This is a genomic window from Rhizobium sp. SRI_017, from assembly GCF_057586295.1.
Map to the genome: position 1 here is coordinate 20,452 of NZ_JBYCZP010000026.1, position 26,032 is coordinate 46,483.

Below are 26,032 nucleotides of genomic sequence, written 5' to 3' on the forward strand. Positions count from 1 at the left end.
CAGAGTGCGCGGAAGCTGCTGGGATCTCTCCGCGAATGCCGTCGAGGCTACTGGAAGGACGGATCCGGCAGCTGGACCTCATGCTCGCTCTTGGTGGCCCCGATCTCCATCGCTTCGTCGGACGCGAGCACAATCTTTCGGAGCTGCGTTTCTATTGGGATGTTCACTCGTCCAGAGTAGCCATTTCCGGCCCCGGCGGCATGGGCAAATCGCTACTCGTCAGCCGCTTCATCGCTAATCTGCTCGAAAATGATCGTACCGAACGTCCTGCCGCAGTATTTCATCTGGATTTTGACCGCCGCGACTTGCTGTCGAGCGGGCGCGGGCGCTCATCGAGCCTCGGGACGCTCATGAGCGAGATACTAAGCCAAGCTACGAGATGGCTGCCGCCGCAGCAAGTACAACGCCTTCTTCAGAGACAGGCGGTTAGCAGCAGTCAATTATTTGGCTCAGAATCGATCTCGCAATCTCGCTCGAGCAGCCAGCGCTCGGCGCGGGGTAACTTAATGATTGAACTCGGGAGATTATTCGACCGATCGCGTCCATTCAGTTTTTTCAAACGCAGACCTGCCCGAGTTGTACTGATTTTCGACAGTATGGAGCAAGTCCTCGGCTTCGACGACGAAGCTGTGCTCGCTGTCAGTCACATTAGTGAAACGCTAAGAGCGGGAGGTGCCGAACCCTTCACGATCTGCATCTCGCGCAGCTTCGCTGGCGGCGGGATTGGGCACTGGGTCCGCGATCCCCACATCGATCTTGAACAGTTCACAAACGAGGAAGCCAAGACTTACCTTTCAAACGAAGCAGCGCGCAGTGGGGTCAACATTAGCGAGAAGATTATCAACCGTGCAATCGACACGGTTGGGCGCTCGCCGCTGGCTCTGCGCCTTGCCGTGTCGCTCATGGAAAAGGACTTGGACGCGTTCAATCCTCGGGACTGGGCGAACAGCCTGCGCGATGACCCTGAACGGATCCAGGCCAATCTTTATGATCGCATTCTGAAGCGCATCCGTAATCCAGATCTCGTCAAGATTGCGCGGCCGGGCCTGCTGGTTAGACGATTGTCGCAAGACGTGATCGAAAGGGTACTCGCGGACCCATGCGGACTTTCGCTATCCTCAAACAGCGCGCTCGATTTGCTCTACGAGGGGCGAACCGAAGGACAGCTCTTTACAACCGATCGCAACGATCCCGATCCTACCGCACTGTGGCATCGGTTAGATGTTCGCGCATTAATGCTTCCTGACCTCGATCTCACTGTGAACGATCAGATCGCTCACGAAATTAACATGCGGGCGATCCACTACTATTCGGATCGGAAGGACAACATTTCCCGGATCGAGGAACTCTATCATCGCTTGCGTTTAGGGCAGTCTCAGGCGGAACTGGACAATCGCTGGACGGACGCGGCCGGGCCTTCCCTACGAAATGCATTGGCGGAACTGCCGCCGCAATCCCAGGCCTATGTGCGCCGGCGGTTGGGCACCGCATCGTTAACTGCGTTGGCGCCAGCCAATTTCGACCTCAGCAACGCCGACCGCGAGTTGCGCGACATCGTCAGCCGCGAGCTACAGAATGTCGCGGATGGAGCAGATCCGATGTCGACGCTCATGCGATACGGGGTGGACAAAATGAGCGGGCCATTAGCAGATCTCTACGCCGAAGCTCTGCTGGCAACCGGCCAAATAGATAAACTCCTTCACGACGTCGAGGAATTGAACCGCGCGCCGAACGCTCCGTTATCTGTAGTTGCCGCCGTAGCAAATATAGCGGCAGGAGTGCTCGAGGGTCTTGGCCGCTTGGCGGAGGCTTTCGACAGGTGGCGCACGGCTGTGGAAACCGCGCCCATAGACGACGAGGACTCGATTCATATCGCAATTGCTGCACGAGTGGGCGCTATTCGCACTGCTCGCAAACTTGATGAAACCAGGCATTTTTCAGGCTATGAACGCTCGCGTGCCAATGAGATCAAGGATGCGATTGATCTTATCGAACCTGTCTTAGACCAGTTGTCGCGAAGGGCTGTTGAATCAAGAGAGGTCGTGGCCGAACTTTCCGATACGAAAGGTCTCAATCCGGTGCCACGTCCGCTGTTTCGCACACTTGCAAGGCTTATCGAAGCTGGCGAAGCTTTTCCGAGTTTGATCGAAAATCCACAAAACGCTGCTAGCATCGCTCGCCGATTCGGCTTGCGAGCTTCCTCACCACACGAACTGGCCAATTACCTGGCGAAGGCGGTGTACGAAGCAGATGCAGGGCGAGTCGTCGAGTTGATGCGCGAAGAGGTCGACTGGACGTTGGAGCGTGCGGTACGCCATGCCAAATAGAGTGCGGGTCGAGAACCAAAGACCCCTCATGGCGGGCGACGGCGAAGCGAGAGTGAGACATCGGCACGGTCTCCAAAGATCTCGGCCATCTTGCGAAGTTGAAGAGCGCAGGTGTCGTCGGGCAGGTCGGGAACGAGGCTGCCGAGAAGGCCGTCGGAATATTCCACGACATCGTACAGATGCAGGATGCAGTCGGCCTTGCCACGACGGCTCTTGCCTAAAGTTAGCAGCCTTGTGAGCCTGGAATTAACCGCATGATGCGCCGGATAGATCAGACCTACATGCCACCGGCGAGATCGATACGGCAGCCGACCACGAGGCGTGGGCCAGTGACCGCGATGCCTCAAGCACCCGAACGATCCAAAAGTTTGAAGCCACAGCATGAGCAGCGGCAATCAAAGATGGCTGAGAACATCATCGCCGCCGGAGGGGATGTCCTCGGTCCGGGCAATAGACTTGACCAACCGGACAACTCTACGCCGGACCTTTTCGTTATCGAGCCTCCCGACTGCCTTGTTAAGTTCTAGACTCAGTTGGCTGCTGAGAAACGCGGTGATGACGTCGACCTCGCCTTCGAGATTGGGTTTAGCCAGTAATGGGCTGCTCTCGTCAGCAGAAAAATAGCTTATCGGCACGTTCAGGATGGCTGAAAACGGCTCGCGCCAACCCGCTTCACCGCCTTTTCGCACTTCTGGACTTGCTGGAAGGTTAGCCCTAGGCCGGTGGCCAACTTTTCCTCCGAGGGCCCAAGCATAGCGCGTCGTTGGATTCGAATTCGCGCGCCGACGTGTATGTCGATCGCATTGGGCCCATTATATGGCACAGCTAGTCCTGCCGGTTGTCGAAATTGAGTAAGAGCCATCACTGGCGATTGCACAACTATGGTTTAGCCAGAAGTATTCGCGTCGATTTACGAACTATTATGCCGGAGCATTCCGCCACGGAAGCTCAACGACTGCCTGTGGTGGGCCGGTCATTCAACGTCGGTATGGAATTTGCCCTGCAGAGCGAGTACAATCCCGATACTTATTCCAATCGGTTTTTCGCCCGCTTCGCCCAAATCGATGCAATTTGAATTCACACCCTGTTGAATGAAGCACACAAAGTTTCTTGAATCGCTTGACGTCAGTGCAAAACATCGAATCCGAATTCGCCAAGTCGCCTTAGTTTTACATTCTGCTAGGTCGATTTGGATGGAGAGACGCGAACTCATGCGATACTCTATCAATGCTGCGTATCACGCTCGTCTAGAACGTTAGCTTCGAGAAATTACAGTCAATTTCAAATTTCGACTCGCTTTGTGGAAAAATTTCGATATCATCAACCCTAAGGGGAATATGCCAGACCTGCAATTTTCTAGAATGGGGGTAATCATGTCTTCGGATGCTGCACGCCGTAGTGATTTGAGTACACTTCATCCAATCGTTCGTGAGGCCGTTAAGCGCGTCATAGAGCAGCTAAAAGACGAAAACCTGCAATTTGAAGTTTTCGAAGCTTTCAGGACCCCGGAGCGGCAAAAGATGCTTTACGCCCAGGGTCGAACAACGCCTGGAGACATTGTCACAAAGGCTCGCCCGTGGACATCGTACCATCAGTATGGCTTGGCCGTAGATTTCGTTCTCCGGATCGACGGAACCTGGAGTTGGGCTTCGAAGGGCAAATACAGCAAATGGTGGGAGCGACTCCATGCGATAGCACGCGCCAACAATCTTGAACCGTTGAGTTGGGAACTTCCACACCTCCAGTATAGCGGCACTTCCATCGAGAAGTTGCGTAGAGGGGATTATCCATCGCTCGGCGATGAAGATTGGGCTGAGAACCTTGCCGCTGTAATCGCAGGCTGGACGGGTAGCGAGGATGCGCCACCTCCGCCGACGGAGATTGCGAGACGCCCCGCAATCGCACAGGCTACAACATCTGATGATCCGGATGAAGAAACATTTGGGAGCACGTCGTCGCCCGCTGAAGATCAGGTCATTGAGCAGCCGAAGGTTGGCCTAACGTCTGCAGTGATAACTGCCGCGCAAGCCTCCGACCGGATTTGGGGAGTTCCTGCCTCAGTGACGCTGGCCCAATTCATTCTTGAAAGTGCTGGCGGTAAGCGCATGCCCCCAGGTTCTAACAACCCCTTTGGCATTAAAGCCAAAGACGGAGAACCTTTTGTTTCTGCACAAACTTGGGAAGTCGAAAAAGGCAAGAAAATCGTAACCGGAGCGCGTTTTCGAAAGTTCGCGAATTTCGACGAAGCATTTTCTCACCACGGTCGCCTACTAGCAACGTCGCCATACTATAAAAAGGCGATGGCGGTTAAGAATGATCCGACAGCCTTCGCCAACGCCTTAACCGGCGTTTATGCCACCGATCCAGAATATGGTCGGAAGCTTATTAGCCTAGTCAAACAATACGAACTCGGCGTTTATGACAAAGAAACACCCATGCCAACAATGGCGGTGGATGGGCACTCCACGTCTTCAGTGGGAGTAAAATCGATGACGCTTCGGTTCGGCGAAAAGGGCGAAACGGTCCGTGCCTTGCAGCAAATGCTCAAAACGGCCGGCTACAGTGTCGGTGCAATTGATGGCGCATATGGCAGTCTAACCAGAGCGGCCGTTGCGGCTTTTCAGGCTGATAACTCTTTGCCAATGACGGGTGAGGCAGACGCCGCGTTGATGGAACTTCTGAACAAGGCTCCTCCGAGGCCACTCGATAGAGATCGTGTGAATGCCACAGAAGCGGACCTTCTTAAGGAAGGGTCGACAACAGTTATTGAAGCCCGTCGCACGAAGCTGGTTGGATGGGCGACTGGCATCCTAGGCGCACTTGGTATTGGAAATAGTACGGTCGTGACCGCGAATGGTACAAATACGACACCTGTTCCCGCGCTTGAGACCTTCGTTGCACAAGTTCAAAGCTACGTTGCAAATCCGCTTTCGCCCGAGTCCGCCATCGCATTGGCCGAGTTGAAGCGGGAAACACCTTTGGTTGCAGAAGCCCTTAAGACGATCAACTCAGAAAGTCTACCCTCAGTCATAGAAAAGCTCCAACCCTTGTTGGCCGGTCAAGCAACAGTCGGGTCGTCGCAACCTGTCAGGACAGTATTCGATATGCTGGCGGCCAATTTACACGGCACCCCGGGACTTCAGTCCGTTTTTGAAGTCATTGCTTCAATCGCCGGAAGCCTCGTTCCTGGCTTTGGGGGATCGGTGGTGGCATTGGGTATCGGCTTGTTAACACATTATTTCGGATCAAAGATTTCTCAGTCGCGTGTGCAGGAGCATCGGGAGGGCAGCAACTTAAACAGATAGGTGGCATACTGCGCGGGTTTTGGGTCGTGAATTCATGGCCCTTCTGGATTCCGATCATTGAACCTGATCCTTGTTTGCTAGATCGAGGAACCCCTTTGGTGTCGTCCTCAGGCAAGTGAAAACTCGCGTTTGCCTGCATCGCCTTCAAACAGTTCCAGCGGCTCATGGTTTGACTGCGCCCCACCACGCGGTCCACGGACTTGAAAAATCAAGATGCGTAGCGGGCAATGGTAAGCTTTCGGCATAATCATCGTAGGCTCTCAGCCCGTCTAAGAACAAAGGGGTTCCTGCCACTGCTTTCCCGGCGCGCTTAAGGTACAACAATTCTAGAGCAGTGCTATCAGGCAAGGTTTCGAAATATTGCTTCATGTTCGCGATGACCTCAGCTAGCACCTCCTTCTCCCCTCGACGGAGCATTTCGTACGAAAACAGCGCAGAGGTTATGGGATCAATCCAATTAGCGTAAAGTAATTCCCTAAATGTCGTCTGCGCTTCGTGGTTGAAAATTCTACGTCGGTCTCGGAACTTCCGCATCGCACGGACAAGAAACTGCACATCACTTAGAGGCGCGTTTGTCTGCCAACGATTCATAATAAGCGGGTACTCAGCGAGGCGTGAAGCAAGGGTGCCGATTGGCAGCATGAATTGCGAAACCACCAGTTCGCCCTGCGCATCTAAAACGATTGTTACCAGCGTTGCGCGATTAGGGCTGGCGCAAGTGGCGACGGTGTAAGCGGGTCTATCTCCCACGCGGAAAGAGAGCAGGTGTGAGCCGCTAGGTACGTCGAAATAGGCTTCCCTAACTCCCCGGATTTCGCGAGGCGGACTTGCGGTTTGCCATTTGACGAATGCACCTTTCGAGACCGCGAGCTCGATGGGAGGCAACTCAGCCAAAGATCCAGCCAGCACGTAAATCGGCGACACATCAGGCCGCAGATTTCGAAAGTCAACTAGTGGAAGGCGCGCTAGCTTCTCATATCCTCCATAGTCACCTCCGAGTAAGATGCGGCCAGCGCCGGCCAATGCCAACCAAAGATCGAGACCTATATCGACGACCGGTCCGCCAAGCGTTTCCGAAAACCACACTTCATCGGAGTCGGATTGCAGCGCCTTGGCTATATCCGCATGGGTGCTGCTGTTTTGCCACCTGCCTAAGGCAATTTCGCGTCTCTCTCCAACTTTCAAATCGAGATCCTGTCGGTTGATCTCAACGTCGCCCTGGCGAAGGACCGCTGAATAGGAGTCGGCCTTGATCTCAACCGCTCCGGAAACTGTGTAAGTTGTTGTTTTCCGCGGCGGTGACCCGTTTGTGAGATCCAATTCACATCCAGCGGGAATAACAAGGCGCAACACCACTTTTTGCGGTGCCTTGAGGTATTCGCGGAGCGATGTCGAGCTCGGCGTCCGTTCATCCGCCTCCAATCCGTCAGATTCTTGATCATCTGTTTCGTCGCCATCTATTGCAAACCCTTCGAGCCCGCCCATCGACGTGATCTTGTTGGGCTTGACAGTGAAAGTCACTGTAGCCTCATCGTATAGATCAATCACTGCGCTCACCGCCGGTTCGACCGAGCCGGACTTCGTTTTGATCGAAAAGCGATAAAGGTCCGGCATCAATGGGAGAACAGTTTTTTTTCCGACAACTGGTTTAATAGTCGGCTGGTCGTCTCTATTCGACATGAATTCGATGGCGCCTTCCACATTGTCCTCGCCGACAATGAGGATCGTGCATTCATTTCGGGGAGGTGGGGCGAACATGTCGTAGTCCATGTCCGTGTCGAGGCCCTGCGCGCTCCCCTCCACCGGCCGGCCTAACCGTTGGGCCAAATGCTGCTTCAGGGAAGAATAGCGCACGCGCATCATGTCAATGCCGTTTTCGTCCCAGACCTTGGCGCGACCCCGCCCCTTCAGCCCGTCGATGAGATACTGGTTGAATTTGCTGTTGACCTGCGTGACGTCGCCCGCCGCTGCAGCGTAGATCACGAAAGTCGAGCCTTCACCGTTGATGGTGGGACTAAAGGGCAGAAACGGCCCGCCCGCCGCGATGGTCGTAACGTCCAGTGTGTTGCGGCAAAGATTGACGAAATAGGACTGGCGCCCCGGACCAAGATGCGCGCTCAGCCATCGCATCAGGTAGCCGACGGAAAGACACGCGTCTCCCGAAAGCTTCGGACTCTTGAAGTCTGACCCGATCAGCACGCTCGTCTTGTCGCCGGCGGCACCGACGAGCGTGAACCCGTGGCCGCTGAGATAGACGTAGAGTTCGTCGGTCTGCGCGGCACCCTTCTCCTCCAGTTCTAGCAGAGCCTGCTTGATGTCCGCGGCGGTGGCTCCAAGCCCGTTCTGCTGACGCGGTTCGGTGCAGAGTATGAGATGCTGGTCAGCAGGGTTGACGTTCTCACGCTTCCACTTTTCCGTCAGCCAGTCCCTGAAAGCCAGCCCGGCCTGTATAGTTCCATCAAGCTTCGTCGCCAGCCCCCCCGCAGCGACGTTCGGATAGTCCTCAATTGCTATGATGAGTGCGCGAACCGTCATTGTCGTTTCAGCCCTATTTTAGCGAAAACGCTGAGCGCCGTCACATCGATTGCCTCGTTGCGGTACATGAAGAAGCCGGCCCGATGGATGCCGGCGACCTTTCCCGATTCGAGCGAGAAGATAGGAGAGCCGGAATTGCCACGCGTCGTAGAACAGTCGTGGAATAGCGCCGGTGACAGGCTGCCGTCGAGGATCTCGCCGAGCGCGGCGCGACGAACGCCAAAGCCCCCACCGAACACCGAGGTCAGGAACAGCGGATTGTTCTCCTTGTCCTCCCCGGGGTAGCCGATCACCACGATGCGCGATCCCTCCGCCAGTCGGTCATTCTCGAATTTTAGCGGTGCGCGCTCATGTTTGCCGAGCTTGAGTAGGACGATGTCGAGATGCGGGTGGATTGCCTCGACGCTTTCGATCGTCACGATCGTGTCGGCGGGGTTCGTCTCGCCCTGTTCGGCTTTGAAGACGACACGGCTCTGACCTGGCGCAATGACCTCCGAGCCGTAGGTCATCTGGGCCAGGACGTGCCGGTTGGTCGCCAGCAATCCTCCGGTGACGAGAAATCCTGTTCCGACATGCCGCTTGTTTCTCTCGACGCGGCCGACGGACGCCATCGCCTTTTCGGCGCGGCCACGAAAAGAGCTCCAAAGCTCCTTTAATTCGTCAGGATAGAGATTATGACCATCGTCCGACGGCAAGTCGTCCAGCTTGCCGCCATTGCGTGTGTAGACGACTGGTCGCAGCAGCCGGATCACGATTTCGAGCGCGGCCAATTCATCCGCTTCTGGCGTTTCACCGTTGCGCAACTTGTCGAATGCGGCCTGGGCCTTTTCCTCGCTGTTGGGTATATCCGCGGGGCCAATAATGGCCCTTACCTTAGCAACAGCTTCGTCGATCTTGTTTTCCCCAAGGGCACGTTGCGCACGCAGGCGCAGCAGTTCCAGCTTGTCCATCGCCGCTCACTCCGCCAGTTGCTTCTCGTAGATGATCTTACCGCGTGCGTCACGAACCTCCTCGGTGAGGCTGGACCCGTCGAACGAAAGGACGGCGTAGCCATGCGGCAGGAACAGCTTTTCTTCGCCGGTGATGAACGGGTTTTCGCCTTCCAGCACCGAAGCCGGGGGCAAGAGCAGGCCGCCTTTGCTCACCCGAGTCGTCTGCCGCCAATCGGCGCGCGCCCACATGTCGCCTGGCGCACGCGCGACACCGCTGGTCTCCGCCCGGCTCTGCGGCATGCCGCTATGGCCGATGCAGCGGCCCAGGATACCGAATTTCGGGTCGGGCTCATGGAACACGACGCAGCGATGTTCGTGTCCCCAATACCAGGCGAAGATCCGCTTGCTGTCGAGGATCCGGCGGAAGCCCGTATGTCCGAGTAGCTTGTCGCCCAAACCGTCGAAGGGCGAGTAGAGCTGATGATGCGAGAAGAATATGACCCGGCGGTCGCCGGCCTGCTTCAATATCCGGACGATCCAGTCCACCTGTTCGTCGTCGATGGCGTGGTCCTTGTAGGCGACGTCGAGGCCAATCAGCGTCCAGTGCTTGTTCTCGAACGCGAAGTAGCTGGCCTCCTGGCCGAAGGCCGGCAGCGTTTCATCGAAATAGGCATATCCGCCGGAATACATTTCGTGGTTCGAGTTGAGAGCACGACTTGGAGTTCCCGCCAGCTTCGGCCAGCCGTCGAGAAAGCGCTCCTTCACCTCCTGCTTGGTTCCCGAGTAATACACATCGCCGAGATGCAGCAGCAGCGCGAATCCGTCCGGATCGGCGGCCACCGCCCTGGCAATCTCGGGGGCGCCGTAGAGCCCAGTACCCCAATCGCCGAGTAGGGCGACGCGGCCCTCGTCCGGAAACGGCTCGGCCAAAGCCTTCGCCGGCCGAATCAGCTTGTGCCTGACCGGGTTCTTGAGCTTTTCCCAGACGACCTTTGCCCAGCCGAACCAGTCGCCGGTATCGAACATGGCTTCGAGACCTCCGCTTGCAAGCGGCTTGTAGCTGAGATTTGCCGCTTCACCGGAGGCGATAAGGCTCTGCAATCGCGTCGACGCGCCGTGGTGCGGCGTCGTCAGCACGGCGGCCCCGGCCTTGGCTTCGGCGCGGCGCAGTTGCGTTAGCATGTTGCCGACGGTCGCCATGATTTTCGCCTGCTCTACGTTGGAAGCCCCACGCGCGGCTTCGGTCAGGTTACCCATCGCTTCCGTGCTGGCGAATATCTTCTCCACCTCGCGCACCGTGACAACAACCGGCACAGATCCCTTTTCCACCATTTGCTTCTCCTCCCTTGCCGAATTCTCGTCCGTCGCAGCTACTCGCCGAGCCAAATCTCCAGCTTGCCTGCGCGGATCACTTCGTTCCCCACGGCCGCGACGGTCGTCCGGCCCATTGCCCGCAGATCGGCCGCCAGCAGTTCCGCGGCAGCCTTGTCGGCGGCGATGCCAGGATTGAAGCGAACCTCGTTCACCGATTCTTTGACCCGTTCTTCGCCGGGGATGTTCCAACCCAGCATTCTCATTCGACTGCTGATTTCGCTCGCCTCGTCGCGCGTCAGTCCGGCGAACTGCAGATAGACGGTCTGGGTCGATTTCTTGCCGTAATCAATGTTGGCCTCGAACAGATCAAGCTGTTGCCGTGTCTGCGGACCTATTTGGGTTTCGCCCGCTGCCACAAGCAATTCGAGCCCGGCGACAACGGCACGTGCTTTCGCCTTTAGCTCGATAGTTTCGCGGTCGTTCCACGTGGTGGCCGGCACCTGCAAAAGAACATAGATCAGGTTCAGTCGGCCCGAAGTGCTCAACGCACCCATTGACGTGCCCTGCGCCATTTCGAGGAGTGCGGCGATAACCTTTCGCTGCTCGGGCCGATCTATATCGTCATCCCGCAGGGCGGTGCTCAGCTCCTGAGTGGCCGCTTTGCGCTTGGAGATATCGGAATCATTCAGGAGCCTTACGATCTTGGCCAGTGCATCGCCAACCGTCTCGACGGCGGTCGGATGCCTCGACAGGTCAGTTGAACGAATGAGTTCGTCGAAACGCAAACCGGTCAGACGTTCGATTTCCGTAACAGGAATCCGATGGACGTCCGGCTCGAAGTCGCGCAGCAGAGGAATCCTCTGGTTTGTCCCATCCCTGAACTGGGAAATGAGAAATGCATCCACGACATAGTGGCGGCCGCCCATGCTCTCTGAATAATCCGGAACGGCGGAGACGGCCACTTTCCAGAGGGCACGGGGAACCCGCCCCCCGCCCATGTTGGGATCGCTGTTGGCGAAGACCGGGCCTGTGAAGATCGTAACTTGCCGGGCGCCGGGATTATGCTTGGTCATGATCCAGCGTTCGAGTGCCGCCCAAATGCCCCGATTGAATGTATCGAATTGCGGCGTGATGTTCGGATAGACATTGGCAGCATCGTTACGAATCTGGGCGGCCATGCTCGGAACTGCCGGAAGCGAGGTTCCCCAGGAAATCTCCGAGCGCGACGCAAGATGTCCGATATCGAAGCCGGGGCCGGCGAACCAGTCCAAGGAGACCTGAATACTGCGAGGAATGCGCGGATCTGGACTTGCCTGAAAGGATGGAGAGCGAAGGGGGATGTTTGGCAGGACGCGAAGGGAGGCGCGATCCAGGTTGACCGCGCTGTAGAAGGCCATACGGCGCTCTTGGTTCAACACGATACTGTAATTCAGATAGTTGAGGGGGCGGCCGCCCTCAAAGGCCACAGACCTGTCGCGCATGGACAGAGCGGGCGGCGCAATCTCGATTCCGAGGAACTTGGAATCGTAGCCATTCAGCCGGACCGACGAGTCGGAAAAAATATTGATGACCTCGTCTGGCTTGATGAGATCCGCAATCACGTCCGGCAACTCGGAGCGCCTGAGTTCCGCGGATCGCAGTTGTTGCCGTATGATGTCTATCGCTGCATCGAGCACGGTTTGCTGCTTCTGCAATTCGGCAAGACGCCGGCTCAGGGCCTCGGTGTCGGCCTTGGCCTGCTCCGACAGCTTTTCCGCATTCTGACGCGCTTCCTCGCTCGCCTTGGCGGCGAATTCGGCGGCGCGTCGCTGTGCGTCCGCTTCGGCTTTCTCGTCTTCCGCCCTCTTCTGTTGTTCCCGCGCGAGATTGGCGGCCGCATCGGCGCGATTCTTTTCGTCCTGCGCCCGTTTGGCTGCGACGGCGGCGCGCTCTTTCTGCACCCTCATCTCGCGATAGGCATCCTCGGCACGATTCTTCTGCGTCATCGCCGTCTGCCGCTGCAAGAACGCGATCCCGGCAAGCCCGGCAAAAACAACGGCAATGGCCGCAAGCGCTACTATCCAATAATTCTTAGTCGTGCGCTGCTCACGCTCGCTTGCCGCAACGAGATCCGCTATGTCACTATCATCGTCGGCGAATTTCTTTGCCCCATCGAGGGCCGCGCCCTTTAGAAGATAGCCTTTGGCCTCCTTGTTGAGCCGCCACTGGCGCGCCAACGCGCCAAGACGGATAACCTGTCTGCTCCGTTCGAGTGCTGGCTCCGGTCTGGCATCTTTATGCGATTCGGCACTTTCCGCAGGATCAGCGCTGTCGCGAAAGTCAGCTAGGCGCGGCGAGATTACACTCAACTCGTCCTCACTCTCCGTAAGAAGAAGCGTGAACCAGTAGTCCAGCATGTCTTGGGCTGCACGCCGCTGATTGGGATCTCCAATGAATGCCCCGGCGGCCGTTGCGTCTTCGATGAACGACCGAATATTCTCGACCGTATCCTTTGCGCCACGCGAGCGGCCCTGCACAGCAAGGGTGTCATATGCCGCCTTTACGGCTTCGAACGACTTGAGAATCGCGCTCATCGTTTCACTATGCTCGAAAGAATGATTTGGATCGGAGTGCCGATTTCGACCAATGTTGTGCATTCCGACCTTAGTTCCTTGTCGGCATGGAAGAAGCGAACCCGTACCTGGGCCCGAAAATTATCGAATGTCTCCCGCAACGGACCAATGTCGTCGTCCACCAGCGCACCCTCTTTTGTGAGTTTTCTTTCTAAGGCGCTCAGCTCATCACCTATGCGCTCGGCATAGCCGCGCACTCGAATGGCCCATAATTGCTCGCTTTCGGCGCGCCATTGCACCTCATATTGCGACCGCACGGTCGGCCACAGTTTGACGAAGTCTTTGAGCACATCCGGCGGCGGCAGCGTGAATACCCGACCCAGCGTCCAAAGGTTGTCGTCTGCTTCCTGCCAAAGCTGATGCTCGGCGACCTTGGCTATGAGCATCATGTGGACCGCGCGGACCTGTTCGGCACTCTTCGAAAGATTTGGAGAAGCCGGGCCGGCGGCCGCGCTGATCGTGCGCAGCGTTTCAAGCAACGACGGTAAAGGGAGAGCTCGGGCGGTTGCGAATATCACATTGTTGATCTGCGTAGGCTCGCTCTCGAGTATGCGCTGTACGATCCCGAGCGACATCCTGACCTTTGCTTCATCGGGAGGATCATCGAGCGCTTCCTGCAACATGTCAGCCGCCCTTCCGAGCTTACCAATCCACTGCGCCTGCACACGCCGATTCGTGTCTTCAACAGGCAATGGCCCGATCGTGGTTTCCATGTTTGGCTGGGTGATCTGCAGACGGTCTTGGAAGTCGCGAAGCATGCCGAGCTTGGTCTTGTCACCGCTTGCAACGAAACCAGCAGCTTCCTGCAAGCTCTCGTAACGACGCAATTGGAGCTTATGAAGATCATCGTGAAGTGTCTTGTGGATCTGGAGTACAACAACGTCCTTTTCCACCGCGGCCAGTGAGGCGCGCGACACAAGTATGGCTTGGTGTATAGATTCAGTCGCCAACAACGCGTGGACCTCGAAAAGCGCGGCGACGATAGTGTTGACCGCTTCCCTGGTCGTTGGTCGGGTATTGGCAGCAGCGGGCACCGTCTTTTGGATCAATTCGCGAAGAGGTAAGTCGTCCTTGCGCGCATCAATGACAAAGGCGAGAAACGAAACCTCAACACCATCGGAATCCGCCTGCTTGAGGCAAGCCATTGCGATGACGCGGCCGGGATCGCTGCGAGCGGCCACTTCCGCGATCTTGTTGTCGCCGACACACTTGAACAGAATGTAGCCCAAAGTTTCGAAATCAAAGCGATCCCCGATCGCTTTGGCGAGAAGCTCCAGCTGATCCGGTGTGAGCGTCGCCAAAATTAGACATCCCTCACGACGTCGTTGCCAGGAACGTGCCGAGACCTTTTGCCTCGATATCTGCGCGAATGAGTTCGGCGGGCACACCTTGATTGAAAACCGGCAGCCCCTCTACGGGATCGCCCAAGTGATGGAGTGCTACCAGCTGCCAATCCATGTTGAAGCAAGGCGAGCCGGACGAACCGGATTCGGTGTTGGTATGATAGCGCAAGCGCAAGCCCTCCCCCACGAGTCCTATGATACCATTGGTATCCAGCGCCAACTTCATCGGCGCAGCGAGGGGATGCTGCGCGATGATCAGTGGATCTCCAGGCTCCATCTCGATAGCAACCGCCGGTAAAGCCAGGCAACCGCGGTGACCGCCCTGGGCCTGCCCTAGATGCAGCAGCGCATAATCGAGTTGATCGGGCTTTGGCGGTGGCTTATCCGGAAATGGGGTCAATTCGGCATCGCTCGCCGGGCTAAACGTTATCACACCCTTGTCGCCGAGAGGAACTCTCACGCCCACCTGCACCGCCCCGTCCGGTAGCATGAGATAATCGAAATGGCAGGAGATCTTCTTCCAGTTCTCCGGCTGCAGAACTTTGCGGACGACGTGCCAGTTGGTGATCACCGCAGAGGGACCGACCAGGAAGCCGGTGCCTGCCCCGTTCTGGCCGATGTCAATGCGGCAGACCCGTCTCTCGATCTGCGATAAACCTTGGAGCCATTCGCGTATCTCGATCATGCACAGATTTGGCCGGACGTTTCGTTGCAAACCAGGAGCAGATGCAAGCGTCGTTGCATTCTTGTCGGGGATTCCCGCGTGCTGCAGGCTCAAGCCCGCCCCTGCGCGGGAATCCACGTGAGCCACCTCGGGCACGAGTCCCATGAAAACTGGGACCAGATCCGCTCTGTAGGGCTTACGGCGAAGGACTTCGGCGAGAAAGCGCGGAAGCGAGCCATCTCTGTGAAGTTGAATGAGTAACTCCCTAACCGCTCTCTTTAAAGGCATCCCCCTACCAACGTACTCGTCATAGAGTTGGTCTCCGGTGACGACATGGACGATTACCTCTAACTCGAAATCGTTTATGGCGCCGGCAATCTCCCCGGTCAGCTTCTCAATGCCTTGGCCAGAAACCATCCGAACATCTCCCAATTGCGTTTCGTCTGCACCTCAGAAAATATCTCCGCCAAATGAAAGCTATCCGACAAGAAATTTCGACCGACCCGAAGGTGGTTTGATGTCGAGTCTTGCTACCTGTCGTATACAATTCTCTGCATTTCTACTACCATGATGAATCATAACAGAACTTAGCCAAATAAACTCAGCGTTGAATTGGAATTCAGAAGTATTTCCATTTTGTATTCTATCGTGGATCTAGATTTCTAATTTTGACGATTAGAACGAAACATTCTCGCTTTAGCAGACTTATCAACGAAAGCATTGTAGGTCGGGCTCGGAGGCAATATTCCAAGTATGCGCGAAGCTGTCCAACCTTTCTAACTCCAATCTCCGCGCTACACATTGATTGATGTAGCTCACAAAGTAAAGTATCTATGATTGCGCCCCATACGCCGCGTGTCTACCCTGATCCATTCGAGCAGATCATACGTCCCTGAAGCGTCTCGGAAACTTAAGCGCATCTATTTTCATCGGGATCATAGCCTGCAATTCGGAAGCAGTTTGAGTGATTGGTGTCGTAGCGGGCGGCGCAGTCATACAAACACCGGGCGCCGATCTCGTTGAATACGAACGATCGCTCATCTTTTTATGATGTAGACGGGAGCGGACACTCAGAACCTGCTGATTCGCAGCAAGCAGCTGTAGGAAATCGAACCTGCCACCTATCTCGCGAGGTTGCTGTTGTATGGCGGATTCACGTCGGTGCCGCAATTGATGTTGAGGGCCTTGGCGGAGCAGATCATCACACGTAGGGCTATTCCGTTGCGTACTGTTACTGGCTGCGCTGACGGCTTGGAAATTGCGAGCGCAACACTTCACTATCGTCACTCCCACTTGTTAGAACCAAAATCTGTATTCCGAAATGACAAGATTAATCCTATAGTGCCCTAACGCGGAGTTGAGCCATGCGATATGTCTCGCGAGATAAGATACGCATTCCGGAGGTGTTAAACACTCCGGTCGTGGAGACTTTGCGGGCGGGGCTTTCTCGATACGCGTCCAACGAGGATGGATTGTCGAGGCAACAACGCGCTCCGATCGATCAAAGGATTTTCGAGGATTCAAGCTTACTTGGGACGCTATTTGACCTTTTCGAACGCCGGTGCGGTTACTGCGAGCAATCATTGGATCACTATGGCAGGCCGCCACTCGAACATTACCGCCCGCTCGGCGTCGCCCAAGGCAAGGACGGCCGGACTGACCAGTCGCATTATAGCTGGCTCGCCTATGAATGGGACAATATGATCGCGGCGTGCGAGGATTGCCGCAAGCGCAAACAAAACCTGTTCTTTGTCGAAGGACAACGTGGTCCTTTGAACGCAGCAATCGCTCATCTACGATCAACGGAAAATGCGCTCTTTCTCGATCCATGCTTTGACGATCCAGCGGGGCATCTGCGATTTGGCTCCGATGGTAAGGTGAAGCCCTCAAGTCTGAAGGGCGAGGAGACGATAGCCCTTCTGTCCTTTAATCGTCGTCAGCTAATCGATGCTCGTTACCGCGCCTTGAAAAATGCAATCCGTCTACTGACAGACGCGCCTCCAGGCCTCTTTGCCGTTCCGACCGGCCTTCCGAAAGGCTGGGCGTCCTTCGTCTTACCGAATAGTGATCATCCTGGCGCAACCACGCTTGCCTTGTTGCAGTCCGCAGCTGATCAGGGCCGACGCTTCGACGATCTGCCCCACATGCTGAGTGAACTCAGCAGGGTGAGTCTGCCTTCACGTCGCGACTTCTTGCTTTCATTCCTGGGTAATCCGTCGGAGCAGGCCACGATGGTGGAGGAGTCGTTCTCACTACCTCCGACCAGGCAACTTCCCGGCCTTGCGGAAATGCCAGCTGCAAAGGCGGCCATTACCACAATTAGTATTCGTAATTTCAAAGGCCTGAAGGCCATCGACTTTAGACTTCCGGATTCTGCCCCAGGATCGAGTGCCGTGCCGTGCATGATCCTGCTTGGGGAGAACGCCACCGGTAAGAGTTCCGTTCTCGAAGCCATCACGCTGGCTCTACTGGGAACTGCAGAAATTGTAGCACTGGACCGGCTCATCCCCAAAGAGGATGTCAATCCGGCGGGGCTCATTCATCGCCCGGATCTCGTTCATTGGGATGATGTCTCTCGCGATCCCCTCAATATCAAGGTCGGCTTTTTCGGAGGGGAGTTGTCCACCTCTCTGACAGCGAGCGCGTCGAGCGCCAGCTTCGATGGAACGGAGACGCCGTCGAAGATTGTCTTGGCATACGGCCCAAGGCGGTATTTCCCCAACGAGAAGACACGCCGGTTCCGGGCGCCCGCCTATCGAGTTCGATCGCTGTTCGACGCCATGGCGACAATCCCTAACCCATCCGATTGGCTTCTGACATGCGACGACAGTGATTTCGATCCGGCGGTAAGAGCGCTCCGCGAGATCCTTATGCTTCAGCCGAACGATTATTTCGCGCGGGAGGATGGCCATATCATCATCGAGTCTTCGGGCGGCCGTACTCGTCTCGACGAAATGTCGGTCGGGTACAAATCGATCATCGCGATGGCGACAGACATCATCCGCGAGCTTCTGCGATTTTACGACAACCTCGAATTTGCCAGCGCGACGGTTCTAGTCGACGAGATCGAGACGCATCTTCATCCGCGATGGAAGATGCGGATCATGTCATGCCTGCGCCGGGCGTTTCCGCAGGTGCAGTTCATTGTCACGACCCATGACCCCCTATGCTTGCGCGGCATGCATGACGGTGAAGTGTTTGTGCTCCACCGGCCAGATGGCGACCACAGGATCGAGAAAGTCGCGAACCTGCCAGCTATCAAGGGAATGCGCGCAGAGCAGCTACTGACATCCGAGTTCTTTGGGCTCGGCTCGACGGATCCGGAGACAGATGCGAAGCTTGCACTCTACCACGAACTCGCATCGAGACAGGAGAAGCTCGATGCGGGCGAAACGGAGAAGCTCACACGCCTCAAGAGTGAACTCGATCAGACTCTTGTTGTTGGCGACACACCTATCGAGCAGGCGCTCGTCGACGTTCTTCGTCAGGCCGAGCTTGACACCCGCACCGAGCCCACCAAGACGGCGTTGCCCAAGCGCGCTTCAATCTTGTCCAACGCACTGCAACGACTGACCGGTGATTTCGCTGCTCCATTGATCCTGACCGGCACGGGCCCGGGTGCGGCGACCCCAATAAAGAGTACCAATGACGGTCCGGCGGAGGCGTAAGGATGATCCGCGTCGATCGTGAGGGCGCTGTTCCGGCCAGATTGGATCTCACCAATGAGATGAGCGTTGCCTCAATCGAGCGCAAGAGGATCATCGCCGGACTGGTTGGGGGAAATCCGGCGGAAGATGCAAAGTTTGAAGCATATTCTCATGGTACGGTTCGCGACGCTCTTCAGAACCTGTTTCATAACAAGTGCGCCTATTGCGAAAGCAAGATTGCCGGCTCGCAAGATACTGACATCGAGCATTATCGTCCCAAAGGACGGGTGACTGATGCACTCAAAAGCGGCGTCACCCATCCGGGCTACTGGTGGCTGGCGATGGACTGGACAAATCTCGTCCTGGCGTGCAGCCATTGCAACCAACGACGCAAACAGCTGATCTACAAACCGGGAATGACGGAAGAAGAAATCATTGCTGTTATCGAGGCTAATCGAACGATCACGGTCGGTAAGCTCGATGCTTTTCCGACCGCGAATTCGATCTGGGTTACGGACTACACAAAGGATGTCGCAACGGAACAGCCCCTCCTGATCGACCCTACGAAGGTTGATCCCGATCAACACCTGGATTGGGTGGTGGATGAGAACCTGTCAACGGTTCGGGCGCGAGGCGGGAGCCAGATCGGACAGACGTCGATCGACGTCTATGCGCTTAACCGACGCCGGCTGACAGAAGACAGGATGTCAAAGCTCTATCTTCTGCAAATTGCTGGCAATCGCGCACTTCAGGCGCTCAACGCCGCTCTCACAGAGCAGAACGATGCGATTGCCGTTGCATTGGAGAACTCGGCTCTCGAACGCCTCAACGACTTGCGGTTGCACTGCGCGCCCGACCAGCCCTATGCGGGGATGGCGCGCGCCTATGTTGCCCACCTTGCTGCCAAGATTGCCGCCACACAGGTTGGCTAATCACTTCCCTTTCAGATTAACGGCCTTTCTCAAAACACCGATATGGTGCGGGATTACGTTTTCATTCTTCCACTCCTTGGGAAGGCTCCAGTATTTAGTGTGAGAGAAGAAGGGCGTCGCTTCCTTTGGCTTCGATCCCGCCGAAACCGGTTCAGGCAGAACCGAAAACTCCTCGATTCCGGAAAACGCCTTGCCTTTGATGGAAAGCCCGAACTGCGAGCCAACCGGCCCTGAGATGATGTCGCCCCATAGAATGGCCTTGTGTGGGGAATAGATATTTGTCCATCGTGTGAACGCAAAGAGTGCTGCGTGATGAGGCCGGCGCGGCTTTTCGGCGCCATCTTCGGTACGGTACGACAGGTGCATCTTGTCCGTCGTGCCATCATATTCGAGCGTGGGCGGGCATGTCGGTAGGATACGCTGCTCCTGTGCTTTTCTGAGGGCCGGCTTGTCAAAGGCCATCAGGAATTCGGCATGGGCGAGTGGCGAACCGAGGGTCACGAAATCCGAGACGATCCACGGGCTACCGCGTCCATTCAACTCCTTGCGGCATTCCCCTTGCAGTTCACGAAATCGCGTCTTTTTGTCTGCCTCGCTCTTGGGATCATCAAGCAAGCTAGTCTCAATTCCTATAAACCGACGGATAAGGCCTTCCATCTGGCTCAAATGTGACTGGCCGGGCTCGACAGCGACCTTGTCGTTGATCCGGGCAAAGCAGTGCGTGAGAATGTCATAGGCCACGATCGTACCGAGAGAGTGGGCGACGACAATAATGCGATCATATTCAGGTTTGGCCGGAGGACTGTCGGACTTGATATCCATCAGGGATTCCAGGAGCTCAACGCCCTTTTCTCTGATTTCCTGCCGTCGGGCGACGTTCAACGGGCTCGCCTTGACGTAACGAGCGACGTCGCCAAAATACTTCAGGAGAAAGGTGTTTACGAAGGCGCCAAGTGCGAGACTACCAATCCCTGCAAGCACCGACCAGTACCAGGTCTTCCCCTCGAAAGGGATGAGCGACAGGATGAAACCGACGGCGGCACCGATCGTGATGAACCAGAGCGCAATCCAGGCCGGCCCAAGTCCCGCTGGAACCCTGCTCCAGGGACGAAGGAGGATATCTTTGAACCACGCGATAAAGTGCTCGAAGGTCGTCCCTTCCATCAGATGCGCCCAGTAGAACTCGTAGAAATGCGTCGATCCCTTGCCGTCCATGCTTTCGGTCGCAAGGCGCCGAAGTTCAAACGAACGGCTGATCTTGTCCGGCTTGAACCAGATGATATTTTCGGAGCGCTTGCCGCCGGTGGACGAGTCCGGCCGATCTGCACTGATCAGATCGGTATCGGTCGACCACACGGCCCGCGAGAAACTCATAATCGTTTCCATGGGGACTTGTTCACCCATACCGTGAATCACGACGACAGCCTGTTTCATCACAATCCCCCATGTAGCCCGTTACGGTTGGCCGCTCCTCCGACGGACCGCTGATCTGTCGTATTCGCACAACCCGGACAGACTACAACATAAACGCGAGTGCTCGTCTTCTGAATATTTGAGAAATCGGCTGTCATGGCGACTAATCGAATCTCGTGCGCCTCGGCGAGAGTCGTCGCGCCGATAGTCTTAGCGGGGGGTGCATGGCGTTCAGGGGCTTGAGGGGTCACGACCCTAGGCGGCAGTTTCGGATACGAAGCTGCGCAAAAGACCACGCTGACCGAATAGCATTCTTGATGAAACGACTTGAGCCGCGGACGGACGTTGCAAAGGCGTCGGCTCTCTCCAAGAGCGGGCCATGGCCGCCACGATCCGAGAGAATGATGGAAGATATGAGCGCAATTTGCGACCGGCCATTTCGCAATTCGGCCGTTGAAAGGAGCCGAACCAGCGTGGCCGTACAAGGTCTCGGCCAAGTATCTGTTATGATTGTAAATGCGCTATGGCTGCGCTGAAACCTAAGTCTACGACCCGCGACAAGCGCGACACGGTCAGATGGTCGCACAAGAATCTCAAGAGACGGCATTGTTGTTGTTTTTGTTCAATAAATGACACAAGAGAGGACCCATTCCGACCACTTCTCAAGCGACCATCAGGAGGCATGCCGTGACAACATCCGAAATCGAGAACCTTAAAGGCGCTCGGCGTACACGTTTGCGCCGCGATTTTGTAGAAGTGTCCAGTGCCGCGAAGCGGAAGGCGACCAACTGCCGCCGGCGTAGCCGTTGGCATGAAAAATTGCCGTAGTTATGGCGTGTACCAAATTGCCAGGACCCCGAGCAAAGCGCAGCTTCAAGGACCCAAGTGGCGGAACCTGCTTGTTTAAGGCAAAAGGGGTGCTTGCAACAATAGGCTCAATAGATGACAGGCACATCCGACACATTGGCGCTCCTCATCGACGGTGACAACGCCTCGCCGAAAATCGTCAGTGGGCTCTTGGCCGAGATCGCCACCTATGGCACCGCCAGCGTCAAACGCATCTATGGGGACTGGACCAAGCCCAACCTCAACGGCTGGAAAGAGTGTTTGCTCGAACATTCCATCCAACCAGTCCAGCAATTTGCCTACACGACGGGGAAGAATGCCACGGACGGGGCCATGATCATCGACGCGATGGACCTACTCTATACGGGCCGTTTTTCCGCATTTTGCATCGTTTCCAGCGATAGCGATTTCGCAAGGCTGGCGTCGCGCATCCGAGAACAGGGCGTCACCGTCTACGGCTTCGGCGAGCGAAAAACCCCGCGCCCCTTCATTACCGCTTGCGACAAGTTCGTCTATTTCGACGTCCTCAATGCCAACTCCGTCGAGTCCGAGGCGCGCCAAGATCCCCAACCGGCTGCCCTAGTGAAGGTCAAGGACGCTAAGGCATCCCCAGCCAAGGCGCCGGCAAGACCGAAGCTCGACGCTGCCGCATTAAAGATGCTCGAGAATGCTGTGACGGCGTCGGCCGATGAAGACGGCCGTGCCAACCTGGCGCGTGTCGGTGCCCACCTGGCGAAACAGTCGCCGGACTTTGACGCACGCAACTATGGTTTTGCCCGCCTCACCGACCTCGTCGAGGCCTCCGGTATTGTCGACGTTGAGCGAAGCGGCGACAGTCCGAAGATCGTGACGGTCTGCATGAAGGGGAAGGTAAGGCCGAAACCCAACGGCTAGGCTCGGTCGCCAATGGAACGGGGGTCGCCATAATTTCCCGCCCCAACCACAGGTGTCGCCTTGGTGAAGGCGCTCGCATGGAAAAGATGCTTGAAGATGCCACGACGGGAACTATCCAGAGAAGAACTCTTTGCCCTCGTATGGGAGAAACCGACCAGCGAGATCGCCAAGGAACTTAGCCTTTCGGACGTGGCGATCGGCAAGCTCTGCACCAAGCTGCAGGTCCCGAAGCCGCCTCGCGGTTATTGGGCACGCATGCAGGCCGGGCAACGACCACGCCGTCCGGCCTTGGCTGCCTTTCGCGAGGAACTCGACGCCAAGCGGCGCAACGAGTCGCGTGCAAAAACAGCAAAATCGCTTTCGAAACTGCAACGCCAGTTCCTCGAAATGGCGCTGTCGGAAATGAACAATCGGGGCGCCGGTATTGCTCCACCGACAGGTGCCAGGCCGCTCGTCAATCTTGATCGCGATGTCGCAGCCCAGGTCCTCCTGCTCATTCAAGGCCGGGCGCAGGCCTGGGTAGAAGAAGGTCGCATTGCCACGCGCTGGGGACCGTCTGTCCGCAACAGCGTTGCCAAACTCGTTGAGCGCCTGCTGCCGATGGCGCGGCAGCAACTCTTGGTGTTCGAGACCGAGAGCAAGCGCACATCCTTCAGGGCCGACGGGCCAGCGATCCTTGTCCGACTGACAGTGCAATTGCAGGAGCGGATCGCCGCCCTTTCGGAGATGGTCCGGGATCAAGAACTCCAGCACGTGGTCATGCCGCTGACGGCGGCAGATCACGCTTGGTCGACGCACCATCTCTATTCCCCAGAATCGCACCTGTTCCTGGACAGTTGGCTCTGTATTTCGGCTCGCGAGATCTGGGTGGAATGGAACCGCAAGTCGTGGCGAGAGGAAGAGCCGCCCGAGCGGCGCGCGACGAACCGGATCGGCCTGCGTGACGTGATGCCAGTCGACTTCTTGTCCGCTTCGACCAAGGAGCTCTCGCCGGTGATTTCGGGGGCGGTAATCACGCCATATGCGGATCGGCTTCGCGCCCTGCAAGAGGCGGAACGGATCCACGAGATGATGAGCAACGCCGCGTACGCAATGCAGAAGGAGGTCCCGGGCGAAATCCTTGCGGTAGTGGATCGCCTGTGGTTCAGGGAAGAACGTCCCTTCCAAGCGGCGCGCGACGCCTTCCGCCATGTCGAAACAGAGCTTGAGCGATGGGAGACCGAGCTCGAAGCGGAACGATCAGCGCTTGCCAGGTCCATCCTTGGAATCGCGCCTGGAGACATCGTTACGTCCGAAAGCCGCGGGAAACTGTTGCGGCTGTCGGTTACGGGCGCAACCCTCTATTCCGGCGGCAGCAGCGTCAGCTTCATGGTGTCAGGAATTCGGTTTCGGAAGGACGGAACGCTGGGGAAGCTGCAAGAAACGTTGAATCTGTCTTTTAACGACGAGAAATAAACTCAAAAATGAGAGCGGAAGCGCCGGACCACCGCGGTCCCCAAAGCCGAGCCGGCGTTGACCAGCACGTAGATGTGCAATCCCTCAAGGGAAATCGACCAGACTCACACGGAGGTCATTGATGACCGCGGCGAGCCCTGCTGCGCCGATCAGCGGCACGACCCGGGCCGGCGCCAGCTTGGAGACGGCGCGCCCAAAGACAGCGACATTAGTGTGGCCGTTCAGGCGAGATGGATAGATGATGCCGTCGGGAAGCGACTGATGCTCGTGGAATGCAAGCGACCAGAAGCGCGCAAGGCTCTGACGCGAGGATTTCGCCACGTCAGTTGGGACGCCCATCCTGATGGCATGATCGTCACGCAGGTCAACAAGGTTAAGTTCTGCAGTCGTCTCGATCTCAGCGTATCGCCGCGTATAGATTTCTTTTTCCTCAATCGGAAGATCGCCGAAAAGACCGTCGCGGCGATCACGCAGGACCGCCTCGAGGAAACAGACCTTCAGTGTTTCTCCCAGATAGAGGACGCCGAATCGCTTTGCGGCGTCACGTCGGCGCGGATCGCTGAAACGGCTAGGCGTCTTTCCAAACCCCAGCGGATCAGGAAAGGCGCTTGCGTAGATCCGGCCAAAGCGACGCCCTGAAGGGACAGTTTCGATATCAAGCGGCTGACGCCCAAAATCGGCAGGCGGCTTCATACCCACCATTTAGCGAATGTCACCGCGGGCAATGCTCTCAGCTGCTGCGATCACGTCGCTATCGTGGCCCCGCTTCAGGACGTCGAGCCCGGTGCGACCCTCAAGCGCGCCGTGGGGCGAAACAAGGAAGCGGTAAACGGCCCAGGCACCTGCCAGGATCTCGTGCAATTTTGAAAGCGCCGCATAGGGTCGGCCGTCCTGATCAAGTTGCCAGGCCGGAAACCGGAACCCTCGCTTGGCGCCATCCAGGCCGAGAACCTGGCCATTCTGACGCTTTGTATTGACTGTCACCCGCGAAACGCCAAGAAGGTCGGAAAAGGCGTCGGCGCTCAGCATGTCGTCCTCGCTGAGGATCTCTGCAACGCGTCGACGGCCGCGCTCTCGTGCGGCGGACAGGGCTGCCTGGAGTTCGTCATCCGGTTCGCCGGCCTCTTCGACCGGGAACGCACTGTCGCCAACCAGCGGGTCTTCTTCGACAATCGAAATTGTCTGCGCTCCGGCGCGCGGATCGACGACGACGCGGAAACTCACCTGATGGCCAGCCTTTTGGCTCAGTTGCACTGCCTTGGTATAATGATTGAGCAGCGCTTTTTCGAAATCGGCCTTGCGGGGCAGCTTCATCGATAGGGCGATGTTTGGAGTTTCGCTTGCTGACGTTTTCGTGACGGGCATGATAATCCACCTTTTGAAATCAACGTAGGCAAGTTTGGTCAGTTCGTCAAGCTCGTTAAGTTGGTAAAGACAGCAGCGATTGAATCATTTTCCGAATTCACTTTGCCAGCCCGCAATAACTGCGATGCCTGAAGATCAGAAGCGCAGTTTCCAAGGGACACCAAAGAGCGGGTGCAGTTTCTGTATCGGTATTCAGACGGAACTGCCGCCGTTGCCGGCAGCCACTGATGTCATTGTCGAAATAGTCTCAGCGGTCCGAAAGCCGCGGGAGCCGAAAGCACGCGAGGCAACTTCGACGCCCAAAGTCTCAGCGGTCCGAAAGCCGCGGGAGCCGAAAGCACGCGAGGCAACTTCGACGCCCAAATCTAAAGCCACATTCAAGGCTCGTCAGCCGGACAATCATCCTCTGTTACTGGGTGCAGAAATGCACATGCGCACCGCATCGAAC

15 protein-coding genes and 2 pseudogenes are annotated in these 26,032 nt (G+C 56.7%); 6 read left to right on the forward strand and 11 right to left on the reverse strand.

The features are described 5' to 3' along the window. Positions 1 to 80 precede the first annotated feature (80 nt). Positions 81 to 2,327 carry a hypothetical protein gene (locus AC2YI2_RS32405; RefSeq protein ID WP_487390659.1) on the forward strand — a complete coding sequence of 749 codons (2,247 nt, stop codon included), beginning with the start codon at positions 81 to 83 and terminating at the stop codon, positions 2,325 to 2,327. 32 nt (positions 2,328 to 2,359) lie between these two features. On the opposite strand, the pseudogene AC2YI2_RS32410 reads toward AC2YI2_RS32405, so the two are convergent. Continuing rightward, positions 2,360 to 2,687, reverse strand: a pseudogene (locus AC2YI2_RS32410) (PHP domain-containing protein); the annotation flags it as partial. 35 nt (positions 2,688 to 2,722) lie between these two features. After that, positions 2,723 to 3,189: pseudogene (locus AC2YI2_RS32415) on the reverse strand (transcriptional regulator). 511 nt (positions 3,190 to 3,700) lie between these two features. Here AC2YI2_RS32415 and AC2YI2_RS32420 point away from each other — a divergent pair. Continuing rightward, positions 3,701 to 5,632 (forward strand): glucosaminidase domain-containing protein, encoded by a 1,932-nt coding sequence (locus AC2YI2_RS32420; RefSeq protein ID WP_487390660.1) that lies wholly within the window; start codon positions 3,701 to 3,703, stop codon positions 5,630 to 5,632. Between the two features lie 162 nt (positions 5,633 to 5,794). On the opposite strand, the gene AC2YI2_RS32425 is transcribed toward AC2YI2_RS32420, so the two are convergent. From AC2YI2_RS32425 to AC2YI2_RS32450, 6 genes are read right to left on the reverse strand one after another with little or no spacing between them, the layout of a single operon-like run. Continuing rightward, positions 5,795 to 8,167 (reverse strand): hypothetical protein, encoded by a 2,373-nt coding sequence (locus AC2YI2_RS32425; RefSeq protein WP_487390661.1) that lies wholly within the window; start codon positions 8,165 to 8,167, stop codon positions 5,795 to 5,797. Beyond that, on the reverse strand, positions 8,164 to 9,117 hold the full coding sequence (locus AC2YI2_RS32430; RefSeq protein ID WP_487390662.1) for a trypsin-like serine peptidase: 954 nt from the start codon (positions 9,115 to 9,117) through the stop codon (positions 8,164 to 8,166). Before AC2YI2_RS32430 ends, AC2YI2_RS32425 begins: the two co-directional genes overlap by 4 nt. A 6-nt stretch (positions 9,118 to 9,123) precedes the next feature. After that, on the reverse strand, positions 9,124 to 10,431 hold the full coding sequence (locus AC2YI2_RS32435) for a metallophosphoesterase family protein (RefSeq protein WP_487390663.1): 1,308 nt from the start codon (positions 10,429 to 10,431) through the stop codon (positions 9,124 to 9,126). Between the two features lie 38 nt (positions 10,432 to 10,469). Continuing rightward, on the reverse strand, positions 10,470 to 12,986 hold the full coding sequence (locus tag AC2YI2_RS32440) for a DNA/RNA non-specific endonuclease (RefSeq protein ID WP_487390664.1): 2,517 nt from the start codon (positions 12,984 to 12,986) through the stop codon (positions 10,470 to 10,472). Next, positions 12,983 to 14,326, reverse strand: coding sequence for a hypothetical protein (locus AC2YI2_RS32445; protein WP_487390665.1), 1,344 nt, complete (start codon positions 14,324 to 14,326; stop codon positions 12,983 to 12,985). Before AC2YI2_RS32445 ends, AC2YI2_RS32440 begins: the two co-directional genes overlap by 4 nt. A 13-nt stretch (positions 14,327 to 14,339) precedes the next feature. Further along, positions 14,340 to 15,449: a trypsin-like serine peptidase gene (locus AC2YI2_RS32450; protein ID WP_487390666.1), complete on the reverse strand. Its 1,110-nt coding sequence runs from the start codon at positions 15,447 to 15,449 to the stop codon at positions 14,340 to 14,342. A 947-nt stretch (positions 15,450 to 16,396) separates the two neighbouring features. Here AC2YI2_RS32450 and AC2YI2_RS32455 point away from each other — a divergent pair. Together AC2YI2_RS32455 and AC2YI2_RS32460 are read left to right on the forward strand one after the other, a co-directional pair. Continuing rightward, positions 16,397 to 18,700: an AAA family ATPase gene (locus AC2YI2_RS32455; protein ID WP_487390667.1), complete on the forward strand. Its 2,304-nt coding sequence runs from the start codon at positions 16,397 to 16,399 to the stop codon at positions 18,698 to 18,700. Positions 18,701 to 18,702: 2 nt separating this feature from the next. After that, positions 18,703 to 19,611 (forward strand): HNH endonuclease family protein, encoded by a 909-nt coding sequence (locus AC2YI2_RS32460; protein WP_487390668.1) that lies wholly within the window; start codon positions 18,703 to 18,705, stop codon positions 19,609 to 19,611. Here the strand turns inward: AC2YI2_RS32460 and AC2YI2_RS32465 are convergent, their stop codons facing one another. Continuing rightward, positions 19,612 to 21,045: a hypothetical protein gene (locus AC2YI2_RS32465; RefSeq protein WP_487390669.1), complete on the reverse strand. Its 1,434-nt coding sequence runs from the start codon at positions 21,043 to 21,045 to the stop codon at positions 19,612 to 19,614. 921 nt (positions 21,046 to 21,966) lie between these two features. On the opposite strand from AC2YI2_RS32465, the gene AC2YI2_RS32470 reads away from it, so the two are divergent. Next, positions 21,967 to 22,764: an NYN domain-containing protein gene (locus AC2YI2_RS32470; protein ID WP_487390670.1), complete on the forward strand. Its 798-nt coding sequence runs from the start codon at positions 21,967 to 21,969 to the stop codon at positions 22,762 to 22,764. Between the two features lie 96 nt (positions 22,765 to 22,860). Next, positions 22,861 to 24,219, forward strand: a complete 1,359-nt coding sequence (locus tag AC2YI2_RS32475) for a hypothetical protein (protein WP_487390702.1) — start codon at positions 22,861 to 22,863, stop codon at positions 24,217 to 24,219. Positions 24,220 to 24,303: 84 nt separating this feature from the next. Here the strand turns inward: AC2YI2_RS32475 and AC2YI2_RS32480 are convergent, their stop codons facing one another. Together AC2YI2_RS32480 and AC2YI2_RS32485 are read right to left on the reverse strand one after the other, a co-directional pair. Beyond that, entirely contained in the window at positions 24,304 to 24,921 is a 618-nt protein-coding gene (locus AC2YI2_RS32480; protein ID WP_487390671.1) for an RES family NAD+ phosphorylase, read from the reverse strand. Then, positions 24,922 to 25,584: an XRE family transcriptional regulator gene (locus tag AC2YI2_RS32485; RefSeq protein WP_487390672.1), complete on the reverse strand. Its 663-nt coding sequence runs from the start codon at positions 25,582 to 25,584 to the stop codon at positions 24,922 to 24,924. It lies immediately after the preceding gene. Positions 25,585 to 26,032 lie beyond the last annotated feature (448 nt).